Annotated in this window: 16 protein-coding genes and 1 tRNA gene; 8 read left to right on the top strand and 9 right to left on the bottom strand. The window is 43.6% G+C overall.

Annotation, left to right across the window (positions count from 1 at the left end; genetic code table 11):
- The first annotated feature begins 6 nt into the window (after nucleotides 1-6).
- Complete coding sequence (locus DN068_RS11275; RefSeq protein WP_110999016.1) at nucleotides 7-408, top strand: RNA-binding S4 domain-containing protein; 402 nt, start codon at nucleotides 7-9, stop codon at nucleotides 406-408.
- Here the strand turns inward: DN068_RS11275 and DN068_RS11280 are convergent.
- The 4 genes from DN068_RS11280 to DN068_RS11295 form a co-directional block, all read right to left on the bottom strand.
- A complete protein-coding gene (locus DN068_RS11280) occupies nucleotides 405-1,439 on the bottom strand; it encodes a WD40/YVTN/BNR-like repeat-containing protein (RefSeq protein ID WP_110999017.1) in 1,035 nt (344 codons plus the stop codon). The genes DN068_RS11275 and DN068_RS11280 overlap by 4 nt on opposite strands.
- A gap of 87 nt (nucleotides 1,440-1,526) precedes the next feature.
- Nucleotides 1,527-3,275, bottom strand: coding sequence for a DUF4836 family protein (locus tag DN068_RS11285; protein WP_110999018.1), 1,749 nt, complete (start codon nucleotides 3,273-3,275; stop codon nucleotides 1,527-1,529).
- A gap of 100 nt (nucleotides 3,276-3,375) precedes the next feature.
- A complete protein-coding gene (locus tag DN068_RS22270) occupies nucleotides 3,376-3,876 on the bottom strand; it encodes a DUF3127 domain-containing protein (protein ID WP_110999019.1) in 501 nt (166 codons plus the stop codon).
- A 159-nt stretch (nucleotides 3,877-4,035) separates the two neighbouring features.
- A tRNA-His gene (locus DN068_RS11295) sits at nucleotides 4,036-4,109 on the bottom strand.
- Between the two features lie 192 nt (nucleotides 4,110-4,301).
- Here DN068_RS11295 and DN068_RS11300 point away from each other — a divergent pair.
- Nucleotides 4,302-5,015: an outer membrane beta-barrel protein gene (locus tag DN068_RS11300; RefSeq protein WP_110999020.1), complete on the top strand. Its 714-nt coding sequence runs from the start codon at nucleotides 4,302-4,304 to the stop codon at nucleotides 5,013-5,015.
- A gap of 123 nt (nucleotides 5,016-5,138) precedes the next feature.
- Here DN068_RS11300 and DN068_RS11305 read toward each other — a convergent pair whose 3' ends face one another.
- Both DN068_RS11305 and DN068_RS11310 read right to left on the bottom strand, forming a co-directional pair.
- Nucleotides 5,139-6,041, bottom strand: a complete 903-nt coding sequence (locus tag DN068_RS11305; RefSeq protein ID WP_110999021.1) for a ribonuclease Z — start codon at nucleotides 6,039-6,041, stop codon at nucleotides 5,139-5,141.
- Nucleotides 6,042-6,416 carry an STAS domain-containing protein gene (locus DN068_RS11310; protein WP_110999022.1) on the bottom strand — a complete coding sequence of 125 codons (375 nt, stop codon included), beginning with the start codon at nucleotides 6,414-6,416 and terminating at the stop codon, nucleotides 6,042-6,044.
- 198 nt (nucleotides 6,417-6,614) lie between these two features.
- On the opposite strand from DN068_RS11310, the gene DN068_RS11315 reads away from it, so the two are divergent.
- From DN068_RS11315 to DN068_RS11325, 3 genes are all read left to right on the top strand, one after another.
- Nucleotides 6,615-9,158, top strand: a complete 2,544-nt coding sequence (locus DN068_RS11315) for an ATP-dependent Clp protease ATP-binding subunit (RefSeq protein WP_110999023.1) — start codon at nucleotides 6,615-6,617, stop codon at nucleotides 9,156-9,158.
- 94 nt (nucleotides 9,159-9,252) lie between these two features.
- The gene (locus DN068_RS11320) at nucleotides 9,253-10,305 is read left to right on the top strand and encodes a hypothetical protein (RefSeq protein ID WP_110999024.1); all 1,053 of its coding nucleotides are present in this window, start codon (nucleotides 9,253-9,255) and stop codon (nucleotides 10,303-10,305) included.
- A gap of 50 nt (nucleotides 10,306-10,355) precedes the next feature.
- Nucleotides 10,356-11,417, top strand: a complete 1,062-nt coding sequence (locus DN068_RS11325; RefSeq protein ID WP_123985318.1) for a hypothetical protein — start codon at nucleotides 10,356-10,358, stop codon at nucleotides 11,415-11,417.
- Nucleotides 11,418-11,458: 41 nt separating this feature from the next.
- Here DN068_RS11325 and DN068_RS11330 read toward each other — a convergent pair whose 3' ends face one another.
- From DN068_RS11330 to DN068_RS11340, 3 genes are all read right to left on the bottom strand, one after another.
- Nucleotides 11,459-11,719 carry a hypothetical protein gene (locus DN068_RS11330; protein WP_110999026.1) on the bottom strand — a complete coding sequence of 87 codons (261 nt, stop codon included), beginning with the start codon at nucleotides 11,717-11,719 and terminating at the stop codon, nucleotides 11,459-11,461.
- Between the two features lie 108 nt (nucleotides 11,720-11,827).
- A complete protein-coding gene (locus DN068_RS11335) occupies nucleotides 11,828-13,024 on the bottom strand; it encodes a hypothetical protein (RefSeq protein WP_110999027.1) in 1,197 nt (398 codons plus the stop codon).
- A gap of 232 nt (nucleotides 13,025-13,256) precedes the next feature.
- Nucleotides 13,257-13,772 (bottom strand): tetratricopeptide repeat protein, encoded by a 516-nt coding sequence (locus tag DN068_RS11340; RefSeq protein WP_110999028.1) that lies wholly within the window; start codon nucleotides 13,770-13,772, stop codon nucleotides 13,257-13,259.
- 84 nt (nucleotides 13,773-13,856) lie between these two features.
- Between DN068_RS11340 and DN068_RS11345 the strand changes: the two genes are divergently transcribed.
- The 3 genes from DN068_RS11345 (at nucleotide 13,857) to feoB (ending at nucleotide 18,544) form a co-directional block, all read left to right on the top strand.
- Nucleotides 13,857-14,162, top strand: coding sequence for a hypothetical protein (locus DN068_RS11345; RefSeq protein ID WP_110999029.1), 306 nt, complete (start codon nucleotides 13,857-13,859; stop codon nucleotides 14,160-14,162).
- Nucleotides 14,163-14,242: 80 nt separating this feature from the next.
- Complete coding sequence (locus tag DN068_RS11350) at nucleotides 14,243-16,153, top strand: gliding motility-associated C-terminal domain-containing protein (RefSeq protein ID WP_110999030.1); 1,911 nt, start codon at nucleotides 14,243-14,245, stop codon at nucleotides 16,151-16,153.
- A gap of 258 nt (nucleotides 16,154-16,411) precedes the next feature.
- Nucleotides 16,412-18,544, top strand: a complete 2,133-nt coding sequence (gene feoB, locus DN068_RS11355) for a ferrous iron transport protein B (RefSeq protein WP_110999031.1) — start codon at nucleotides 16,412-16,414, stop codon at nucleotides 18,542-18,544.
- The last annotated feature ends 2 nt before the right edge of the window (nucleotides 18,545-18,546 follow it).

Here is an 18,546-nt window from a genome sequence, read left to right on the forward strand (position 1 = left end):
GTTGGTATGAGTGAAAAATTAAGACTGGACAAGTATCTGTGGGCGATTCGTGTTTTTAAAACACGTACACAGGCTACGGCTGCTTGTGACGAAGGAAAAGTAAAATTGAACGGAGCCTCTGTAAAACCTGCGAGACCGGTCGCTTTGGGCGATCGCTATGATATAAAAACTCCCGCCAGGAAATGGACGATTGAAGTAACTGGATTATTGCAAAACCGCGGATCTTACGAAGTGGCTATTCAAAACTATGTAGACCTTACTTCGGAAGAGGATTTGAAAATGAATCAGCAAATGGCCAGCAGTTTCTTTACGGGTAAGCGCCTCAGCAAAACAGGTCGCCCGACTAAGAAACAGCGGCGCGACCTGAATGAATTTATGGGAGGAGACGAAGCCCCCGAAGATCTTTAATACAAGGTTGAGAAATCTCCCGGAATGGTTTGTATCCAGTTCTGACCATTGTCTTCACTGCGGTACAGACCATCGCTCGTAGCAAGATAGTAGTATTGTTTTGTTACATCGTTTTTGTAAACATCATCTTTACCTGCAATGGCGCGAACAGATGTGTTATGTGCCAGGCCGTTGTTTGCCGGAACAAAGTTTCCGTTTACCAGACGGTATACGCCGTAGCCTTTAGTGCCTACAAACAGATCTTGGTCATAAGGAGCATAAGTTGCATACAACGGAACGTTCGGCAGGGTACCACCATATTTTTTCCAGATTACACCACTGTCTTCGCTATGCCATACCCCTTGTGAACCGCTATAGTCGGTAAGAAGCAGGGTATTTCCCATATGGCTGAGGTAGTAATAAGTAGAGCTGGATGTTGGTAACCCTATCGGATTGATACGGATCCAGTCTGCGTTTTTAGAAACACGGGCGTACAAATAGCCATCAACATTGCTATGTGCAAACAGAAGGCCGTTTTGCAGCTGTGTCAGCGATGTGGTAGCGCGGATCTGCATGGTGTCGTTATAAACCATCGTGTCGATGATCCATGTTTTACCATTGTTCTCACTATACACAATGCCGTTGGTCGGATGGTTGTTGCTATAACCTTCAGATGCCAGATATACGCGACCATGGTCGGGAACATCAAGCATGATCGATTGCCACATACCTCTTTTGGTAACGCTGGAATCCGTCGGGTTGAAATTGCCGCCGTCGTTCAGGCTTAAATGTGTATTAGATTTTACAAAAAGCAGATTGTTGCCTGAAGTAATAATGGAGCGGTCCGGATAACCGTCTGGTGGAAAGATAAGTTTTATGGAATCACCAGTATTGGTATTCCATAAAGCACCTTGCTCATCACCTATATACAAACCGTAGGGTTTTTTGATAACTGAATCATTATCAATGCCATTCTTTTTATGACAACTCTGAATTCCTATCACAACCAGCGCGAGAATGGCCAGCTTATAGAAACGGTAAGCTTTTCGCATGGAAAAAATTTTTACCAAGTTTATAAAAATAAGTTTAAAAATCAAACATATAGTCTCTTTGATAAGACGACTAAAAAGTGCTAATGGTTAGTTTTTCGAAGAAACTGAATCCATCGGAGCGGTTGGGGTTGCGTTTGCAACAGGAGGTTGCATTGTTTTTGCCTGATTTTTTTTCTCCATTGCCTCTTTTGCTTTCAGTCCAAAATCTATCAAAACCAACAGGCTGTTTTCGTCTTTATTGGCAAAATTGACCGTGATGTGACTTTGTGACGCGCTTCCTTTAAACTCGCCACCATTCATTGATACATTGGTTATGAGTTTACGGGCTTCTTCTGCAATCGCTGCATCATTAGGATCTGTTCCTGCAGGCAGGGCAACGTTTTGTGCGATGGACTGGACATCCATAAACATCCCGAAAGGATGGCCGTAAATAGATTGTTTTACCACGTCTGGCATTTTATCTGACTTGAATTTGCCATCGAGGAAATTTTTGGCTGTTTCAGCGTCTTTCGCAAGGACGATAAATTCTTTGTTGAGTGAAAGAACCGGAGAATGTTCGCCAGCCATGCCAAATGTATAGGTATCTGTTCCTGCTGGTTTAAGAATTTCATTGGTAACGGCCATTTTTACAAACTTGTCAATTGCAGATCTTTTGTTGATCTTCATCGCAAAGAGGTAGTTCATTTGGGGCATTGTGATTGACGCCGTAGTATCTGGAACAGACATTTTGAAATCTGTCAGTTCATACGCCATTTCGCCCGTAAAAGCATCGGAGATATCATCAAATGAAAGTTGTTGACTCATCAGTCCGATATTTACAAAACTGATGACACCCGTTTTTTCCAGTATCATTTTAAGGCCTTTCGGGGTAATCTTGCCCGACGCGATCAGGTTTACGTTTTGTGCCGGAAAGCGGTCCAGCAGCTCTTTGCTCACATCACCTTTTGCCAGTTCGCTGTAAGCTTCTTTCATGTCGGATGAGACAAAGTGAAGCATATCGCCGTTGATCGCACCTTTGTCAAAGCTGAAACCTGCGGCCAGTGCAGCATCTTTCCAGAGCGGGCTCACGTTCACTCCGAGGGCGCCGGCGCTCATATATTGGTTCATCAGTCGGTCGTAGTTGACCCAAACACTGATATCGTGATTTTCTTTTTCAAGGGTGGCAAAACGTTTATCGTTGACGATAGAGTTGTCTTTCGTAACAGCAAATGCTTTGTCCATTTCAGATGCCATGATGGTTTCATCGTCTACAATGTGTGGCATTTTTGCAGATGGCATCACAGTGGTGCCCGTGCTGTCTATAGTAATAGCGTTGTTGTATTGATTCGCCATATCTTCTGCAGAGCCACCTTTGTGCAGCATTTCGAAGATAAGAAGCTCGTTATTCCACGCAGCATAAAGGCCAGTTGTAAGATGGGCTTCTTTGCGGTCTTTCACCGTTTTAATCACAGCTTGCGGAAAAGATGTTTTTACATAAGCTTCCCATTCAGAAACATTGGAAAGCGGAATAAGTCCGGTAATACGGTTGTAGCCCGAGCTGCGGTTGTCGGTCATTACATAAGTATACATTGTGCTCATAGTTTTGATACCGGCTTTGTCCAGCCCTTTCGCTGCATCTTTAGATTGCTGTTCTTTCAGTCGGTCCAGAATTTTACTGCCTACGATGGCATTCCAGGCTACCTTTTTGCCGAGTTCTTTCGTGTTGAGGCCAATTACAACAGAGGCGTCTTTGGGAATGTAACGCGCATGCTCTGGTATACTGCTGCAGGAGCTGAGGAAGACGCACAAGGTTGCTGCAATTAAAAGCAGGCTTCCGGTGATTCGAGTCATTTTCATAAAAGGATTGTTTTTGTTTTCCTATAAAGTGCAACGCCCCATTTGAGTAAATGGGGCGATTGACACATGAGGTTTATGATTTTATCTTCAAGAGAAAATTTTAGAATGGCAGGTCGTCTACGCTTTCTGGAGACGGATTGTAGAAATTGCCGTTACCGCCATTGTTGCCGGCATTTTGATTCATGCCCTGGTTGTAGTTGCCACCGTTGTTATAACCGCCGCCGTTGTTGTTGTAGCCGCCGTTATTGCCGTTGTAACCATTGTTCATTGGCTGAGACTGCTGTTGCATTCCGCCGTTGTTCATGCCTGCTGCAGCTGGCTCAATGCGCCATGCATCCAGATTGGTGATGAAGTTTACTTTACCATCTTTTTCCCAACGGTTGCCTTTGATATTAAAGCTTACTTTGATTGGGTCACCTTCATTAAAACGGTCCAGGATATCACATTTATTTTGTACCAACTGCATTTTGGCGTAGTTGGTGTAAACATTTCCGTTGATTTCTTCAGAAAGCTCCATCACAAACTCGCGCTTACGGAAACGGTCGTTAACCTGCTGTGCATCATACTTAACGTGGAGCTTACCAATAACTTCTAAACTCATTTTAATAACTTTTAATAATGAAACTTAATTTTAATTGTCACAAAGATATTGAATATAAACACAGAATATGATTTACGGAAATCGGGAAGAGATTTTTTTAAGAGAAGGGATAAAAAAGAAAAAGCTGCCCGTTTTGCAGGCAGCTTTTGAAGACGTTTGGGAGATAAATGGGGGTCGAACCCACGACCTTCGGAACCACAATCCGACGCTCTAACCAACTGAGCTATTACCTCCGTCTGTTTTTCAGGAAGGCAAATGTACGATAAAAGTCCAGAAACAAAAGCTTCTTGAATAAATTTTTATAAAACAGGACATATTTTTATTTTGTAAAATCGTGAAAGGGAATAGATAGTGACATAGAAACGAAAACATTTTAACAATTTTTCCATCAGGTTGCTATTATATTTGCGCACTAATTTTTCTTTATGAAGAAATGCTTTGCCTTATTGGCCTTGCTTATTGTGCAGACAGCACATGTTTTTGCACAAGACACGGATGGCCCTAACAAGCAAACCGAAATACAAAAGCCGTCTCGCGACTTCGTGATGCTGCAGTTTACCTATAATGGCTGGGCTGGAAAGCCGGATAGCATTAAAACCGGTGGCTTTAGCAGAGGTTTCAACGGATATGTATGTTATGATTTTCCGCTCGGTAAGAAAAAATCAAACTTCAGCTTTGCCGCCGGAATTGGTATCAGTACCGCAAGCATCTATCTGGACAATCAGCAAATTAACTTTACCGACACAGGAACGAAAGGTGATCAGGTAAGTTTTTCAGCAGAAAGTAAAGACTACAACAAATATAAAATCACTACAGCGTATCTGACTGCGCCGTTTGAGCTCCGTTATTTCGCCAATAAAAATAACCGTAACAAGGGCTTTAAAGCGGCAATTGGTATGACGGTAGGAACATTGGTAGGAGCGCACACGAAAGGTGTGTATAAAGTGGATGGCACGAAAGTGGCAGACAAGGTAAATACTAAACGCTACATTCAGCCTTGGTCTTTTGCCGGTACAGCACGCATTGGCTGGGGCAACTTTTCTATTTTCGGAACGTACAACTTCACAACCTTATTTAAAGAAGGGCAAGGGCCGGACGTGACGCCTTATGCAGTGGGGCTGTGTGTTACCGGGCTGTAAGTCAAAAAATATTCTAGTATACAAAAAGCGTTTGTCTCGATGAGGCAAACGCTTTTTTATTTCAAGATAAAAAGTCAAACTGTGAGTTGTGAACTGGCAACTTACCACTCACAAAATCTATCATTAGATCTCATACGCGACCCCTTCCTGCGTCACCAGCACATTCGGAAAAATAGCGGCAGCTTCCTCGCGGAACTGGTCGAGTTCTTTGTATTTCGAAGAGAAATGACCGAGCAGCAATTGTTTGGCATTTGCCTTCAGGGCTACTTCGGCAGCTTCCATTGAAGTGCTGTGGAAGCGGGCATGGGCTTTTTCAACCTCAGCGTGTACATAAGTACATTCATGATAGATTGTGTCGGCGTCCATGATGTATGGAAGGTAGGATTCGGAATACCTTGTGTCGGCGCAAAATGCGTACTTTCTCGGAGAAGGCCCGTCTTCTGTCACCCATTCGTTTTTAACCACAGACCCATCTTTTTGGGTATAATCTTCCCCGGCTTTTAGGCGGTCATAGAAGTAAGCAGGAATTTCGTATTCTCTGCAGCGTTCCGGATCTATTTTGCGACCACGGGTTTTGCGTTCTATGAGAAAGCCGTGGCAGGGAATGCGATGCTCTACCGGGAAACAGCTTACTTTGAAGAACTCATTTTCAGTAAGTAGTGCGGCGCCTTCTGGCAATGGATGAAAGTAATAAGGGAAAGCAAGTACGGTTTCCGCCACATCGAAAATCTGTTGCATGATCGATTCCAGCCCTGCGGGGCCAAAAACGTGGAGCGGGGCAGTTCGCCCAAGTAAGCTCATACTGTTTACCAGGCCCGGAAGCCCGAAGTAATGATCGCCGTGTAAGTGACTGATAAAGATGTTTTCCAGTTTGCGCCAGCGAAAACCAAAGCGTTGCATTTGTATCTGAGCGCCTTCGCCACAATCCAGCATGATCAGTCCGCCACTAATAGAGACGATCTGACAAGTGGGGTGGCGGCCAAACGCCGGCAAAGCCGAATTATTACCGAGTATCGTTACTTTCATCTATTCTTCATTAAACAAATCTCGTTCCAGTATTTCCATATTCACAATATCTACAGCTTCAATCAATGTTGGTGCGATATTGAGTGTAAGGTGCAGCTGTTCCTGTTTCATTTTTTGCATCACATTGTCTTGTACATGAATGAAAACCAGCGACTGGCCGGAAGTATATGCGTGTTCATACAGATCAAGGAGCTTTGGGAAGCATGCCGTATCGGCATCTTTGCAGGCCTGTAAGTCAATAATGAAATTGGCGGCAGAACTTTCCTGCAGTTTTTGGCACTCGTCCGTTATCTGGTCTGCTAAATTGGCATTTAAAAGCGGTTCGACCGGCGTTATTAGCGTATAATTACTCTTGGTATCAATTTTGAAATCCATAAATAAGGGACCGTGTTTTTAAAATGGCAGTGCGGTAAAAATTGATCTTAAAAATAGCATTTCTATACAATAGTTTCTTTCGTACATTTAAGTTAGAGACTTGCAGCAAAGCTACATAAGAACAATACAGTTATAGCTAAGTCCAATAGAAAAACAACATCCCTTATCGTTAACTTTATTAAAACAAGGACCTGATTCATGGATTCTAATTTCTCACCAAAGGTTAAAGAAATCATTTCTTACAGCAGAGAGGAAGCACTCCGGTTGGGCAATGATTTTATTGGCACAGAGCATCTGTTGCTCGGTCTGATTCGCGAAGGCGACGGACTTGCCGTAAGGGTTCTCCAAAGTATGCAGGTAGACCTGTATGATTTGCGAAAAGAGCTAGAGATGGCCATAAAGGATAAGAACAATAAACCAATGGCCAATATCAATAGCCTGCCGCTTACCAAACAAGCCGAAAAGGTGATTCGTATTACGGTGCTTGAAGCAAAAGCGCTGAAAAGCCCGACGGTTGAAACGGAGCACTTAATGTTGTCTATTCTTAAGAACAAGGAAAACGTAGCCACTCAAATATTGCATCAATATGATGTTGACTATGACCGGTTCAAGAATGAACTGAGCATCTTGCAAGGCCATGCGCCAACCGCTGATTATGGCAGCGACCCGGGATCTGAAGAGTTTGAAGAAGATGATGAACGTCGCCAGTTTCAGCAGCGCAGACCAGCAGGTAATGCGAAGTCTAAGACGCCTGTGCTCGACAATTTTGGCCGCGACATCACTAAGCTCGCAGAAATGGGCAACCTCGATCCCATTGTTGGTCGTGAAGAAGAGATCGAACGCGTATCTCAGATTCTTTCACGCCGCAAGAAAAACAATCCGATTCTCATTGGGGAACCGGGCGTAGGTAAAACAGCGATTGTAGAAGGGCTCGCACTTCGTATCGTACAGCGCAAAGTATCGCGCGTATTGTTCGATAAACGTGTGATCAGCCTCGATCTTGCAGCGCTGGTAGCCGGTACCAAATATCGTGGCCAGTTCGAAGAACGCATGAAAGCAATCATGAACGAGCTGGAAAAAAACCGCGATGTAATTCTGTTCATTGACGAAATCCATACCATTGTAGGTGCGGGTGGTGCTTCCGGTTCGCTGGACGCTTCCAACATCTTCAAGCCGGCACTGGCTCGGGGAGATCTCCAATGTATCGGTGCTTCGACGCTGGATGAGTATCGTATGTACATCGAAAAAGATGGCGCACTCGATCGTCGTTTCCAGAAAGTAATGGTAGATCCGCCAAGTGTGGATGAAACGATTACGATTTTGAACAACATCCGCTCTAAGTACGAAGAGTTTCACAACGTTTCCTACGATCAGGAAGCAATTGAAGCCTGCGTAAAGCTCAGCGACCGTTACATGACCGACCGCCTGCTGCCAGACAAAGCCATTGATGTAATGGACGAAGTTGGCGCACGCGTTCACCTTAAGAACATCAACGTACCTCAAAATATCCTTGAGCTCGAAAAGAAAATCGAGGATATCAAACAGGAAAAAAACAAGGTTGTAAAAAGCCAGCGTTTCGAAGAGGCTGCTGCGCTTCGTGATAAGGAAAAAAGACTGGGCGAAGAGCTTGAAAAAGCTAAAGCAGACTGGGAAGAAGAAGCAAAGAATAAACGTTATCCGATTCACGAAGAAGATATCGCTGAAGTTGTAAGCATGATGACTGGCATTCCGGTAATGCGCATGGTGGAAGCTGAAAGTGCGAAACTGCGCCGCATGGGTGAAGATTTGAAAGGTGCTGTAGTCGGTCAGGACGAAGCGATCTCTAAAGTAGTAAAAGCTATTCAGCGTAACCGCGTAGGTCTGAAAGATCCACGCAAGCCGATCGGTTCCTTTATCTTCCTCGGTCCTACCGGTGTTGGTAAAACAGAACTGGCGCGCGCTCTGGCCCGTTACATGTTCGACAGTGAAGATGCATTGATCCGTGTAGACATGAGTGAGTATATGGAAAAATTCTCCCTCAGTCGCTTGATTGGCGCGCCTCCAGGATATGTTGGTTACGAAGAAGGTGGTCAGCTGACAGAAAAAGTACGTCGTAAACCATACTCTGTAGTGTTGCTCGATGAAATCGAAAAAGCACACCCGGATATCTTCAACATCATGTTGCAAGTATTGGACGACGGACAATTGACAGATGGCTTAGGTCGTAAAGTGGATTTCAAAAACACGCTGATCATTATGACGTCAAACATTGGTGTTCGCCAATTGAAAGACTTCGGTGATGGTGTTGGTTTCGCAACCTCTGCAAAAGCAGTGGCAGCAGAAGATTCAACACGCGGTGTAATTGAGAAAGCACTAAAACGTACCTTCTCTCCAGAGTTCTTGAATCGCATTGATGATGTCGTTATCTTCAATTCACTGGATCAGGGCCATATCAACCAGATCATTGACATCATTATGAAAGATGTAATGAAACGTTTGAACACGCTCGGATTCGGTTTGGAACTTACTGACGGTGCTAAAAAGTATATTGCTGAAAAAGGCTATGACCAGGCATTTGGTGCAAGACCACTGCACAGAGCCATTCAGAAATATCTGGAAGATCCGTTGGCCGAAGAGATCCTCAATCACCGGATTAAAGAAGGTGATGCTGTGATTGCAGATTATGATGAAGAAGAAAAGAAAATTGTATTTACAATTGACCATACCCCTGCGAAGAAAGAAACAACTTCAACGCAAGAGTAGTATAAAAAGGATTTAGATAAATATGAGCGCGTCATCTAACGGTGACGCGCTTTTTTTGTGCAAAAGTGAAATTTCACGGAACTTGCGCCCGATTATGAAGAGAACCAGAACCCTGGCCAGCGCTGCTCTTATCGCGCTGTTGTCAATTATTTTGCCGTTAAGTGTATTCGGAAAAGCCGATAAAAAAATAAAATTCATAAGCCTTCGAAGCACGCAATTAGATACCGCATCCCGGTTCGCCGGAATAAAAATTCTGAATTTTACTGCTCGCAAAGACACTATTGGTGAAGGCAACTTTGGTTTCAACGGAAGATCGACAATTTGTTTTGAACAGGCCGAAGAGTTGAATTCTTATCTATCGAAGCACCTTGTTTTCAATCCGTCAGCAAGTGATACCCTGGTTATTGCCTTATATGCTTATTGTTTCGAAATCGATCTGACAGGTGCTGGTATAAATGCCTTTCATTTTGATGCGGATTGCTATATCGGCAGTAATGGGAAATACCGATCTGCCGGCCCGATGCGATTCTGTCGTGAAGTAAAAGATCGTAGCAAAGTAGAGGAATATATTTCGGCTGTTACAGATAGTGTTGTGGTAAAGAGAATGCTCACCAGAGGCACCGTTGATGAGCAGGTAGTTGATGAACATTTTATTCGGAATGGCAGGGCTGCCGAGATTGCGAAGATTCCGGTTTATAACGAAACAGTAAAGAGCGGGCTGTATCGCACCGCTAAAGATTTTTTCAATAATACTCCTTCGGAAACCGGTGAGATCAGATGGGTTGGCTCAGACATGATGTCGTTTAATCTGACCACAGAGGACGGCTCAAAAACCCGGATGAAGGCTAAAGAGTTCTTTGCCATCTGCGACAAAGGAACTTTGTATAAAGCTTCTGGTAAAGGTCTCGTAAAAGTGAAGTTTGTGAACAGCAACTTTTATTTTCCTGTATTGCTGAATGGTGTTTCAGATCTCACTGCATATGACAAATATGGTGCGGGCATGGGACTTGGCAGCCTTGTATTGCTCCTGGAAAATCCGGCCAAAGAAACCAAGGCGTACAACTGCAAAATTGATTTCAGAACCGGAGCGTATTATCCGGTTTTAGCATCAGAAATGGCTTGGGAAACAACTTTGACCAAACAATAATATATAGTAATGCTGGGCGTTTCCTTAATAATTGGCACGCGAATTGATCTTTGGAAATCATGCAAAAAATTAAAACTCTATTTAGCGCGTTGTTAAAAGCGTTGCTATTAATTATTCTGCCATTAAGTGCATTTGGCAAGTTGAATAAAGAAGTAAAATACATCGGCCTGCCGCCAGCTCAGTTGCAGACTATAGATCGATTTGCGGCTATAAGAATCGTAGACTTCAGATCAAACAAAGATACCATTGGCGTTGGGCATTGTGGTTTGGGAAGGCCGGCGGCGATATCATTTTATCGTCCGAAAACTTTGAATTCTTACTTGTTAGAACGGATCGCCTTCAAAACATCTAAAATGGGCACGGTGCCAAAAGATACATTGGTGATTGCACTCTATGCTTACAACTTCGCAATCGATTTGCTTGGTCACGGGATTAAAGCCTTTCATTTTGATGCGGACTGTTATATCGGAGGCAATGGGAAATATAAATCTGCAGGGCCTATCAGAATTTATCACGAGGCAAGAGATTATAAAATAAGCACGGAAAATTATGTTGCCTGGATGACGGATAGTGTTATCAAAAAGGCATCACTTGCATGTTATGCATCTGACGAAAAAGACGTAGATGAGCAGTTTATCGTAAACGGGAGAGCTGCTGAATTTGCAAAAGTTCCGGTCTATAATGAAAAGATCAAAGATGGGCTGTATCGAACTGTAAAAGATTACCTAAATAACACACCTTCAGAAACGGGAGAGATCAAATGGATTCTTTCAGATAAACTGGATTTTAATCTTATTTCTGAAAATGGATCGAAGAGGCGAATGAAGTCTAAAGATTTTTTTCTTATCTGCGATAAAGGTCATTTGTACAAAGCCGATGGCAGTATAAATATTGCAACGGTGCTTCGGAAAGGGAATGAATATTATTTCCCGAGACGCTTTGAGGGTCCATCTACAAGAACGATAACCGAAAAATACGGGTCAATGGGGCTTTTGGGAATGGCGATGGGAAGTGCAATAGACGGTGACACAGAAATGAAACGCTACTACTGTAAGATTGACCCCAGGACGGGAGAATACTATCAGATTTTGGAGTTGGATTCTTTGTATTAAAAGAATTTAAAAATCCCGGCTTACACAGCCGGGATTTTCTTTTATGAAATAAGCGTCAGGAAAGGCTCGGCGAGCATTGCATAAGAGTCTTCGTGTGCAACGGCGACTTGCGCTCCGGGATATTTAAAATAATACGGTTTGCCCGTGATCACACCTTTTAAGATCAGCAGATCGGGGCCGGTGTATTCAAACAATCTTTTGGCTTTCGGTGTTTTTGCAGAAACGGTAGTCTCTGTACTGGTGTAGGTCGATGCATTTATTTCCTGCATCCAATCGATTTGTTTTTTACCGTAATGGCTCATGGCGTAGAAAAGTTATGTGGTGCTTAAATATTCAATTGCAAATTTTAATTGCAGATTAATTAAAGAACGTGGGTCTACCTTCAATCATAAATCTCCAATTTTAAAACGTTATTTGTTTCGGGTTAATGTGGTGACTTTGGTTCTGCTTGTAGCATCGGATGTACATTTGCTTTTCGCGATTTCGTTGATCTGTCCCGCGGGTGGAATATCATTTTGCGGCAGAGCAATATCGATTCGCTGCAGATTTGAGACATTGTGATAAGGAGTGGTTTCATAAGTGACATTGTAAGGGGATAGGTAATTCTTTAAAGTGAAAATAATATCCGGCAGTTTCACGGTCATAATATCGCCGGGGCTTTGGGCGAATGCTTCAGATAATTGATTCCAGCCAGTAAAGCGGAAAATATAATTGCCGTTCATGTCGGTTGTTGTAGCGCCTATAGATTGCCTGGCGCCTTTGCCGGTGTAGATGCCTGCCATTTTTTCTGGCGAAGTGCGTTCATAAGTTTCGAATGAAAGTGTTGTGAAAGAGGCAGGAACCGATGTTCCGTTATTACGATTTTTAGACAGATTTGTAGCGGCAACAGCTGCGTTTACGGGAAAGCTGTTCCGTGCTGAAACATTTGTCTTTAGCGTTTTTAAAAGATCGAAATGTTCTAGCTGTAAATCGCCATCCATTTCCAGACGTGCATTGTCTGAAATATGCATAAATGAATGCCCCGTGCGATCTGCAATTCTTTTGTACAGTAGTTGTACCTGTGAAGGGGCTAGCTCGTCGCTGAGATAGAGTACAATGGGGCGGAACGAAACAATCGTATCTGGAATAATACGGTCAGGATAATAGCGAACGATAAAATCTTTCAGCGCTTCATTTTTCATTGCCTCCTGCAAGCCGCGGGTTGTGTCAATCACAAATTGTCCTTTATGGCCAGGATTGAAAATATGATTTTTTGAATACGCTGAAGCATGTCCGTAAATAAGAAAATCGTGGATGGTAATGGGAGTAGAACAAGATAACGTCAACGTTTCATTGCCGCCAGTGGAAGATCGAATGTCAAATTCATAATGGAAATCATTTTTGACAGGAAACTTGATATGTGTTTCCGATTCCTGAAATCCATTTCCTGAGTCATGCTGGATAGAAAGAGTCCATTGCTTGCCGGTAACAGTCAGTGGAGTCATGTGGTCGATTACTGGATAAGTTCCATTGCCGGAGTTGGCCCCGGAAACAATAAAGCGCGATCGCAGCGCCGCATACAGAGACCTTACTTGTAAGGTCCATGTACCTTGCAGGGTGACTAACATGTGTGTGTGGTTTTGGCGGTGGACAATGAATTTTATTCCCGTGTTTCTACGGGAGAGCTTCCGTTTTTCAACTGAAACAAATATTCTATTTTTTGACTCGCCAAAAAATTATTTAAAGGAGCTTGATTCTGTAATCATTATCCGACACACGAAGACATTTGTTGATTTTTCTAATTCATAATCAACAAAATAAAAGGCTTTTTCGACAGGTGAAGTCTGAAATCGGGAAATCTTAGCCGTTGGCTAATAAATTGGAAATATGGTCTACTTCTGATTGCAACCCCTGGCTGTATTTCAGTTGCTTGGTTGCTTCCAGATATTTGGCTGCTTTTTCTGTTTGCCCTAGGCTATAAAAAATGCTGGCGAGGTTCAGCATCGCAATGGCTTTATCATTTTCAGTGCGCAGTCCGCTTCTGAGCGCCGTTTCAAACGCATTCGCCGCAGGCTGCAGATTTTCTTTATTAGCTTCAATACATCCGGTAATAAACCAGTAGTAAGCTTTTTGCGTACGGCCCAAGTATTTTGGGTGTTTCGTCATTTTTAATAATTCCTCTGCACGATCAAAATCGTTTTTGCCCAGTTTACGAAAAGCCAGATATACAGCGCCGTTAAGAAAATAGCCCAGTCCCATTAGTACTATGAAAGCGATAGCCGCGCCCATTTGCAGCCACAGACCTACTGTGCCGAAGAAAATAGCCACCAAAGCAGCGATCGAAATAAGGACAATGCGAACTGTATTTGAATACATTTAGTTAATTATGGGTGCAAGTTCTGTAAAAATCAATAATTCAATGCCACCGGCGCTTAATTTTATATTATTAATATAATCAGAATGAACAGGGAAACGGAAAGAAGCCGGGATGTGGCGCGGCATGTATTCTCGGGATCAACCACTATGATCGGCGTTTGTATTACCATTATCGCGTTGTTTCGCGTTATGAAAATTGGCATGAGAACTTATGCAGATGAGGTGTTGGGTCTTGATAACTTTATATTTATCGCTGCCGCTCTGTGTGCGTATTCGGCGATCCGGAAAGACAATAACATCCGTATGGAACGCGCCGCAGATTTGCTATTTTTTGCAGGAATGGCCGTAATGCTGGTTGTTGGGCTGATCATTGTTTTTTCAACCTATTAGATAAAAATCAAATTTTAACAAATAACCAACGTACCTTCATCTAACCACTGTCTTTATAAATCCTAAATATATCTTACTACATGAAGCTAAAAGCCCTGCTGATCATTTATCTTGGTCTTTTGTGCTTTTCCCGGTCCGCGGCGCAAAATCTTGTGCTGAACCCGGGCTTTGAACAATATAACAGTTGCCCTATCGGTTTGTCTGGCTTTGCATATGCGGCCGGCTACAATAATTTCCCTACGGCGTCAAACTGGGCCAATCCCGTACAACAAGCATCACCCGATTATTTTAATGTATGCAGTGCCGCCCCGGGCATTAAGGTCCCGAATTGCGTTTTTGGTTATCAGGATGCGCACGGTGGTTATGCGTACGCAGGTATGATTGCCTGGGAAGGGCAGTATTCCGGCAATACATTGCAAGTCGATTATCGCGAGTATTTGCAAACCCGGCTTGCTCATCCGTTAGCGGCAGGACGTAATTATTGTGTTTCTTTCTTTGTAAGTCCTACGATAGGCGTTTCGGGATTTAACTACGTAGCAATCGAAAGCTTTGGGATTAATCTTTCTAATACACAGGCGCTGCTGCCCAACGGTAATGGTAATGGTTATGTCTTATCTCTGCCTTATAATGTGCAGAATAGCCAGGGCAACTATCTTACGGATACTGCCAAATGGTATAAAATAACTGGTATATATACTGCTACGGGTGGTGAGGAATGGCTCACAATGGGTTGTTTCAAACAAGCGGTTCCTTCTTTTGTACAACAGTGGCCGGCGACGGCTGTGAATGGGCAGAATTACCGCAGTTATATTTATGTAGACGATATTTCCGTCGAGGAAATCACCGCGACCGATACAGTTAAAACGTATACTGATACAGTAGTTTGCTCTTTGAATAATCTTAACTATACTGTTTTTGCGCCTTCTGGATCCGCACATACCTGGAATACTGGTGCCACCACACAGCAGCTTACCATCCACGATACGGGCGTGTATTGGTGCAAAACTCCCGTTGAATGTATTTATCATGTCGATACATTCCGGATAAAATATCAGCCTTTTCGTAAGCTGAGTCTGGGTAGTGATTCCATAAATTGTAATAACACGCCGATAGTGCTAAAGGCTTCTTACCCGTATAAAAACTACATGTGGAATAATGGAAGCTCCGCAGATTCGCTGGTGGCGAGTGTTTCGGGGGTTTATATGCTCACCGTGTCCGATGCCTGCGGTGTGCAGCATGATACTGTTTCGGTAGCAATACAGCCGGCAACACCAGCACCAGTGGTTTCCGATACAACTATTTGCCAGTTTTCAAATCCGCCGCAGATCGCCGTTCAGGGAAATAATATTAAATGGTATGCGTATGTTTCTGATCCGCTCGGCATGACTACGCAGCCGTTTGTGCCAACTGGTACCCCGGGTACGCAAAAAATATATGTGACACAGACTTCAGGAAAATGCGAAAGTGACAAGACGCCGGTAACGATTACTGTAAAATACAAGCCTCAGGCTAAATTGGATAAATTCCTAAATATGTGTAAACAGGATACAACGACGATCGGCCATTCCTACCCGGATGTCAATTATGCCTGGAGTACCGGACAAGATGTTTGCTGCATTCATCCAGATCACAGCGGCATGTATTACCTCTCGGTTTACAACGATTGCGGTTTGTCAAGGGACACTGTGGACGTTGACATTGACCCATGCGATGATTGCTTAATTATACCAAATGCATTCACTCCGAATAATGACGGTAAAAATGATCAGTATCGTATTATTGCCCGTTGTCCGGTAAGTGGATATTCTCTTCAGATTTTCAATAAATGGGGTGAAGCGGTCTTTTCTTCTCATGATCCAAATGAGGCCTGGAGAGGAACAAGCCATGGTGTTATAGCCGAATCCGGTGTTTTTGTCTATGTGTTGGAATATGTAACCAAAGATTCTGGTCGCAGGCATTTTCTTAGGGGAAATATTACCTTGCTCCGGTAAGGGTTAATTAGTCAAAAAGTTAATTGGTTAACCGTTGCTATCTTTCAAACGGAAGAAGACGAACACAGTTCCTTCCATTTGAGTATTTGCATTTATAGGTTGATGTGTGACTGACCATTCAGCATTGACCTTTCACGCTTTGTTTTCATTTTCGGGAAAAAAATTGTCTCTTTCGGCAAAAAGCTCACTGGTTAGCCCGTTTATACCTCAGCCTTCTGCAAATCAGCCATCAGAAGTCGTACCTTTGCGGCCTGTTTCATGAAGCATCCGTATAAAATCGCACTCGTCGGAAATCCCAATAGCGGAAAAAGTTCCTTGTTCAATGTCCTGACTGGACTGAACCAGAAGGTGGGCAATTTTCCGGGTGTAACGGTTGATAAGAAAACGGGAACGGCTAAGATCTCGGAAAAACTTACGGCAAGTATTATTGATTTGCCCGGTACATATAGCCTTTATCCTAAAAGTGCTGATGAACAGGTGACTTACGAAGTGCTGCTTAATCGCAATAATCCCGATCGGCCGGACATGATTGTGGTAATAGCAGATGCTTCCAACCTGAAACGGAATCTGCTTTTTTGTTCTCAGATCATGGATTTGAAGATTCCCGTTGTGATTGCTTTGTCTATGATGGACATTGCGAAACAAAAAGGAATTACCATTGATCAGGAGGGGCTGGAACGAATGATGGGCGTGCCAATCGTGGCGATCAATCCGCGAAAGAATAAAGGCATTGCGCAACTTAAAAAAACGATTTCAGACGTACAACAGCAGGGAAGTAAATGGGTGCTGCAGCCAGATTTTATAGACACCGAAAAACTAGTAGGTATCTGGCTGGAGGATATTAAAATATTATGCGGACTGGAAAGTAACTACAGTGCACTCCACGTGGCTTGTAATTACCAGGAGCTTGGTTACCTCAATGCGGCGCAGCGCATCCGGATTGCAGCATTGCTGGATGAAATGTCATTCCAGAAATCAAAAATTCAGGCCGCGGAGATCATGGCCCGCTATCAGCGCATCGGAACGATCATGCAGCAATGTGTGGTAGAAGAGAGTCCGCTGAAACGGATGGTGATCAGTGACCGCATCGATAAAGTATTGTTACATCCGTTGTGGGGCAATGTCATTTTGCTGGCGGTACTATTTATTTTATTCCAAAGTATTTTCTGGCTGGCGGCATATCCGATGGATTGGGTAGAACAGGGATTTAGTGCCGTTAGTGGCTGGTTCGGCAGCATTTTGCCCGATAGTTTCCTTAAAGATTTATTCATCAACGGGATTCTTGCCGGTATCAGTGGTATCGCGGTTTTCATTCCGCAAATCATGATCCTGTTCGGATTTATTACTATCCTCGAAGACAGCGGTTATATGGCGCGGATTAGTTTCCTGACCGACCGGCTAATGCGAAGTGCCGGATTAAACGGACGGTCTGTAATGCCATTGATTAGCGGTATGGCTTGCGCCGTGCCGGCAATTATGGCTACGCGTACTATTCAGAATCGAAAAGAAAGGCTGATCACTATTCTGGTGACGCCACTCATGAGTTGCTCCGCCCGCTTGCCTGTTTATACGATCCTCATCGGACTTGTGATACCGGATAAAAAATTCCTGGGCTTCTTCAATTTGCAGGGGCTTGTCCTTATGGGACTTTATTTACTGGGCTTCTTTATGGCATTGATCGTTTCCAAAGTGCTCAACTTTATCGTCAAGTCAACCGACCGGACATTCTTCCTGATGGAGCTTCCTGTGTATCGTGCTCCGCGTTGGAAGAACGTAGGCATTACGATGATTGAGAAAGCAAAAATTTTCGTTTCTGACGCTGGTAAAGTAATTATGGTTATTTCGCTGCTGCTCTGGGCTCTGGCTACCTATGGCCCGCCGTCCAGAATGGAGGCAGTAAAGCAAGAATATAGCAAACGCGAAGCGCGGGCTGCATCCAATCCAGAATTGCTCAGCGAGATACAGAAAGAACATGCAACCGCCAAGCTCGAAAATTCATTTGCAGGGATTATGGGGCATGCTATTGAGCCAGGTATTAAGCCGCTGGGTTATGATTGGAAAATCGGCATTGCATTGATTACATCGTTTGCCGCCCGGGAAGTTTTTGTAGGGACAATGGCCACACTTTATAGCGTTGGCGATGATCAGGCCGCAAAAGAAACACTCCGGGATAAAATGAAAGCTGCGCGACGTAGTGACGGCACACCGGTTTATACATTGGCTGCCGGGTTATCCTTGCTGGTATTTTATGTATTTGCAATGCAGTGTATGAGCACGCTCGCCATTGTGAAACGTGAAACCCGCAGCTGGAAATATCCAGCCGTGCAATTTACTTACATGCTGTTTTTAGCATATTTCAGTGCGCTGATTGTTTATCAGCTATTCAGTTAAGG

The sequence above is a fragment of the Taibaiella soli genome (genome assembly GCF_003236175.1).
In the GTDB taxonomy this organism is placed as follows: Bacteria; Bacteroidota; Bacteroidia; order Chitinophagales; family Chitinophagaceae; genus QKTW01.

Bases quoted from the DNA above. Each gene is read 5' to 3' on its own strand.
- DN068_RS11275 (WP_110999016.1), top strand. From the start codon at position 7: ATGAGTGAAAAATTAAGACTGGACAAGTATCTGTGGGCGATTCGTGTT.
- DN068_RS11280 (WP_110999017.1), bottom strand. From the start codon at position 1,439: ATGCGAAAAGCTTACCGTTTCTATAAGCTGGCCATTCTCGCGCTGGTT.
- DN068_RS11285 (WP_110999018.1), bottom strand. From the start codon at position 3,275: ATGAAAATGACTCGAATCACCGGAAGCCTGCTTTTAATTGCAGCAACC.
- DN068_RS22270 (WP_110999019.1), bottom strand. From the start codon at position 3,876: ATGAGTTTAGAAGTTATTGGTAAGCTCCACGTTAAGTATGATGCACAG.
- DN068_RS11300 (WP_110999020.1), top strand. From the start codon at position 4,302: ATGAAGAAATGCTTTGCCTTATTGGCCTTGCTTATTGTGCAGACAGCA.
- DN068_RS11305 (WP_110999021.1), bottom strand. From the start codon at position 6,041: ATGAAAGTAACGATACTCGGTAATAATTCGGCTTTGCCGGCGTTTGGC.
- DN068_RS11310 (WP_110999022.1), bottom strand. From the start codon at position 6,416: ATGGATTTCAAAATTGATACCAAGAGTAATTATACGCTAATAACGCCG.
- DN068_RS11315 (WP_110999023.1), top strand. From the start codon at position 6,615: ATGGATTCTAATTTCTCACCAAAGGTTAAAGAAATCATTTCTTACAGC.
- DN068_RS11320 (WP_110999024.1), top strand. From the start codon at position 9,253: ATGAAGAGAACCAGAACCCTGGCCAGCGCTGCTCTTATCGCGCTGTTG.
- DN068_RS11330 (WP_110999026.1), bottom strand. From the start codon at position 11,719: ATGAGCCATTACGGTAAAAAACAAATCGATTGGATGCAGGAAATAAAT.
- DN068_RS11335 (WP_110999027.1), bottom strand. From the start codon at position 13,024: ATGTTAGTCACCCTGCAAGGTACATGGACCTTACAAGTAAGGTCTCTG.
- DN068_RS11340 (WP_110999028.1), bottom strand. From the start codon at position 13,772: ATGTATTCAAATACAGTTCGCATTGTCCTTATTTCGATCGCTGCTTTG.
- DN068_RS11345 (WP_110999029.1), top strand. From the start codon at position 13,857: ATGAACAGGGAAACGGAAAGAAGCCGGGATGTGGCGCGGCATGTATTC.
- DN068_RS11350 (WP_110999030.1), top strand. From the start codon at position 14,243: ATGAAGCTAAAAGCCCTGCTGATCATTTATCTTGGTCTTTTGTGCTTT.
- feoB (WP_110999031.1), top strand. From the start codon at position 16,412: ATGAAGCATCCGTATAAAATCGCACTCGTCGGAAATCCCAATAGCGGA.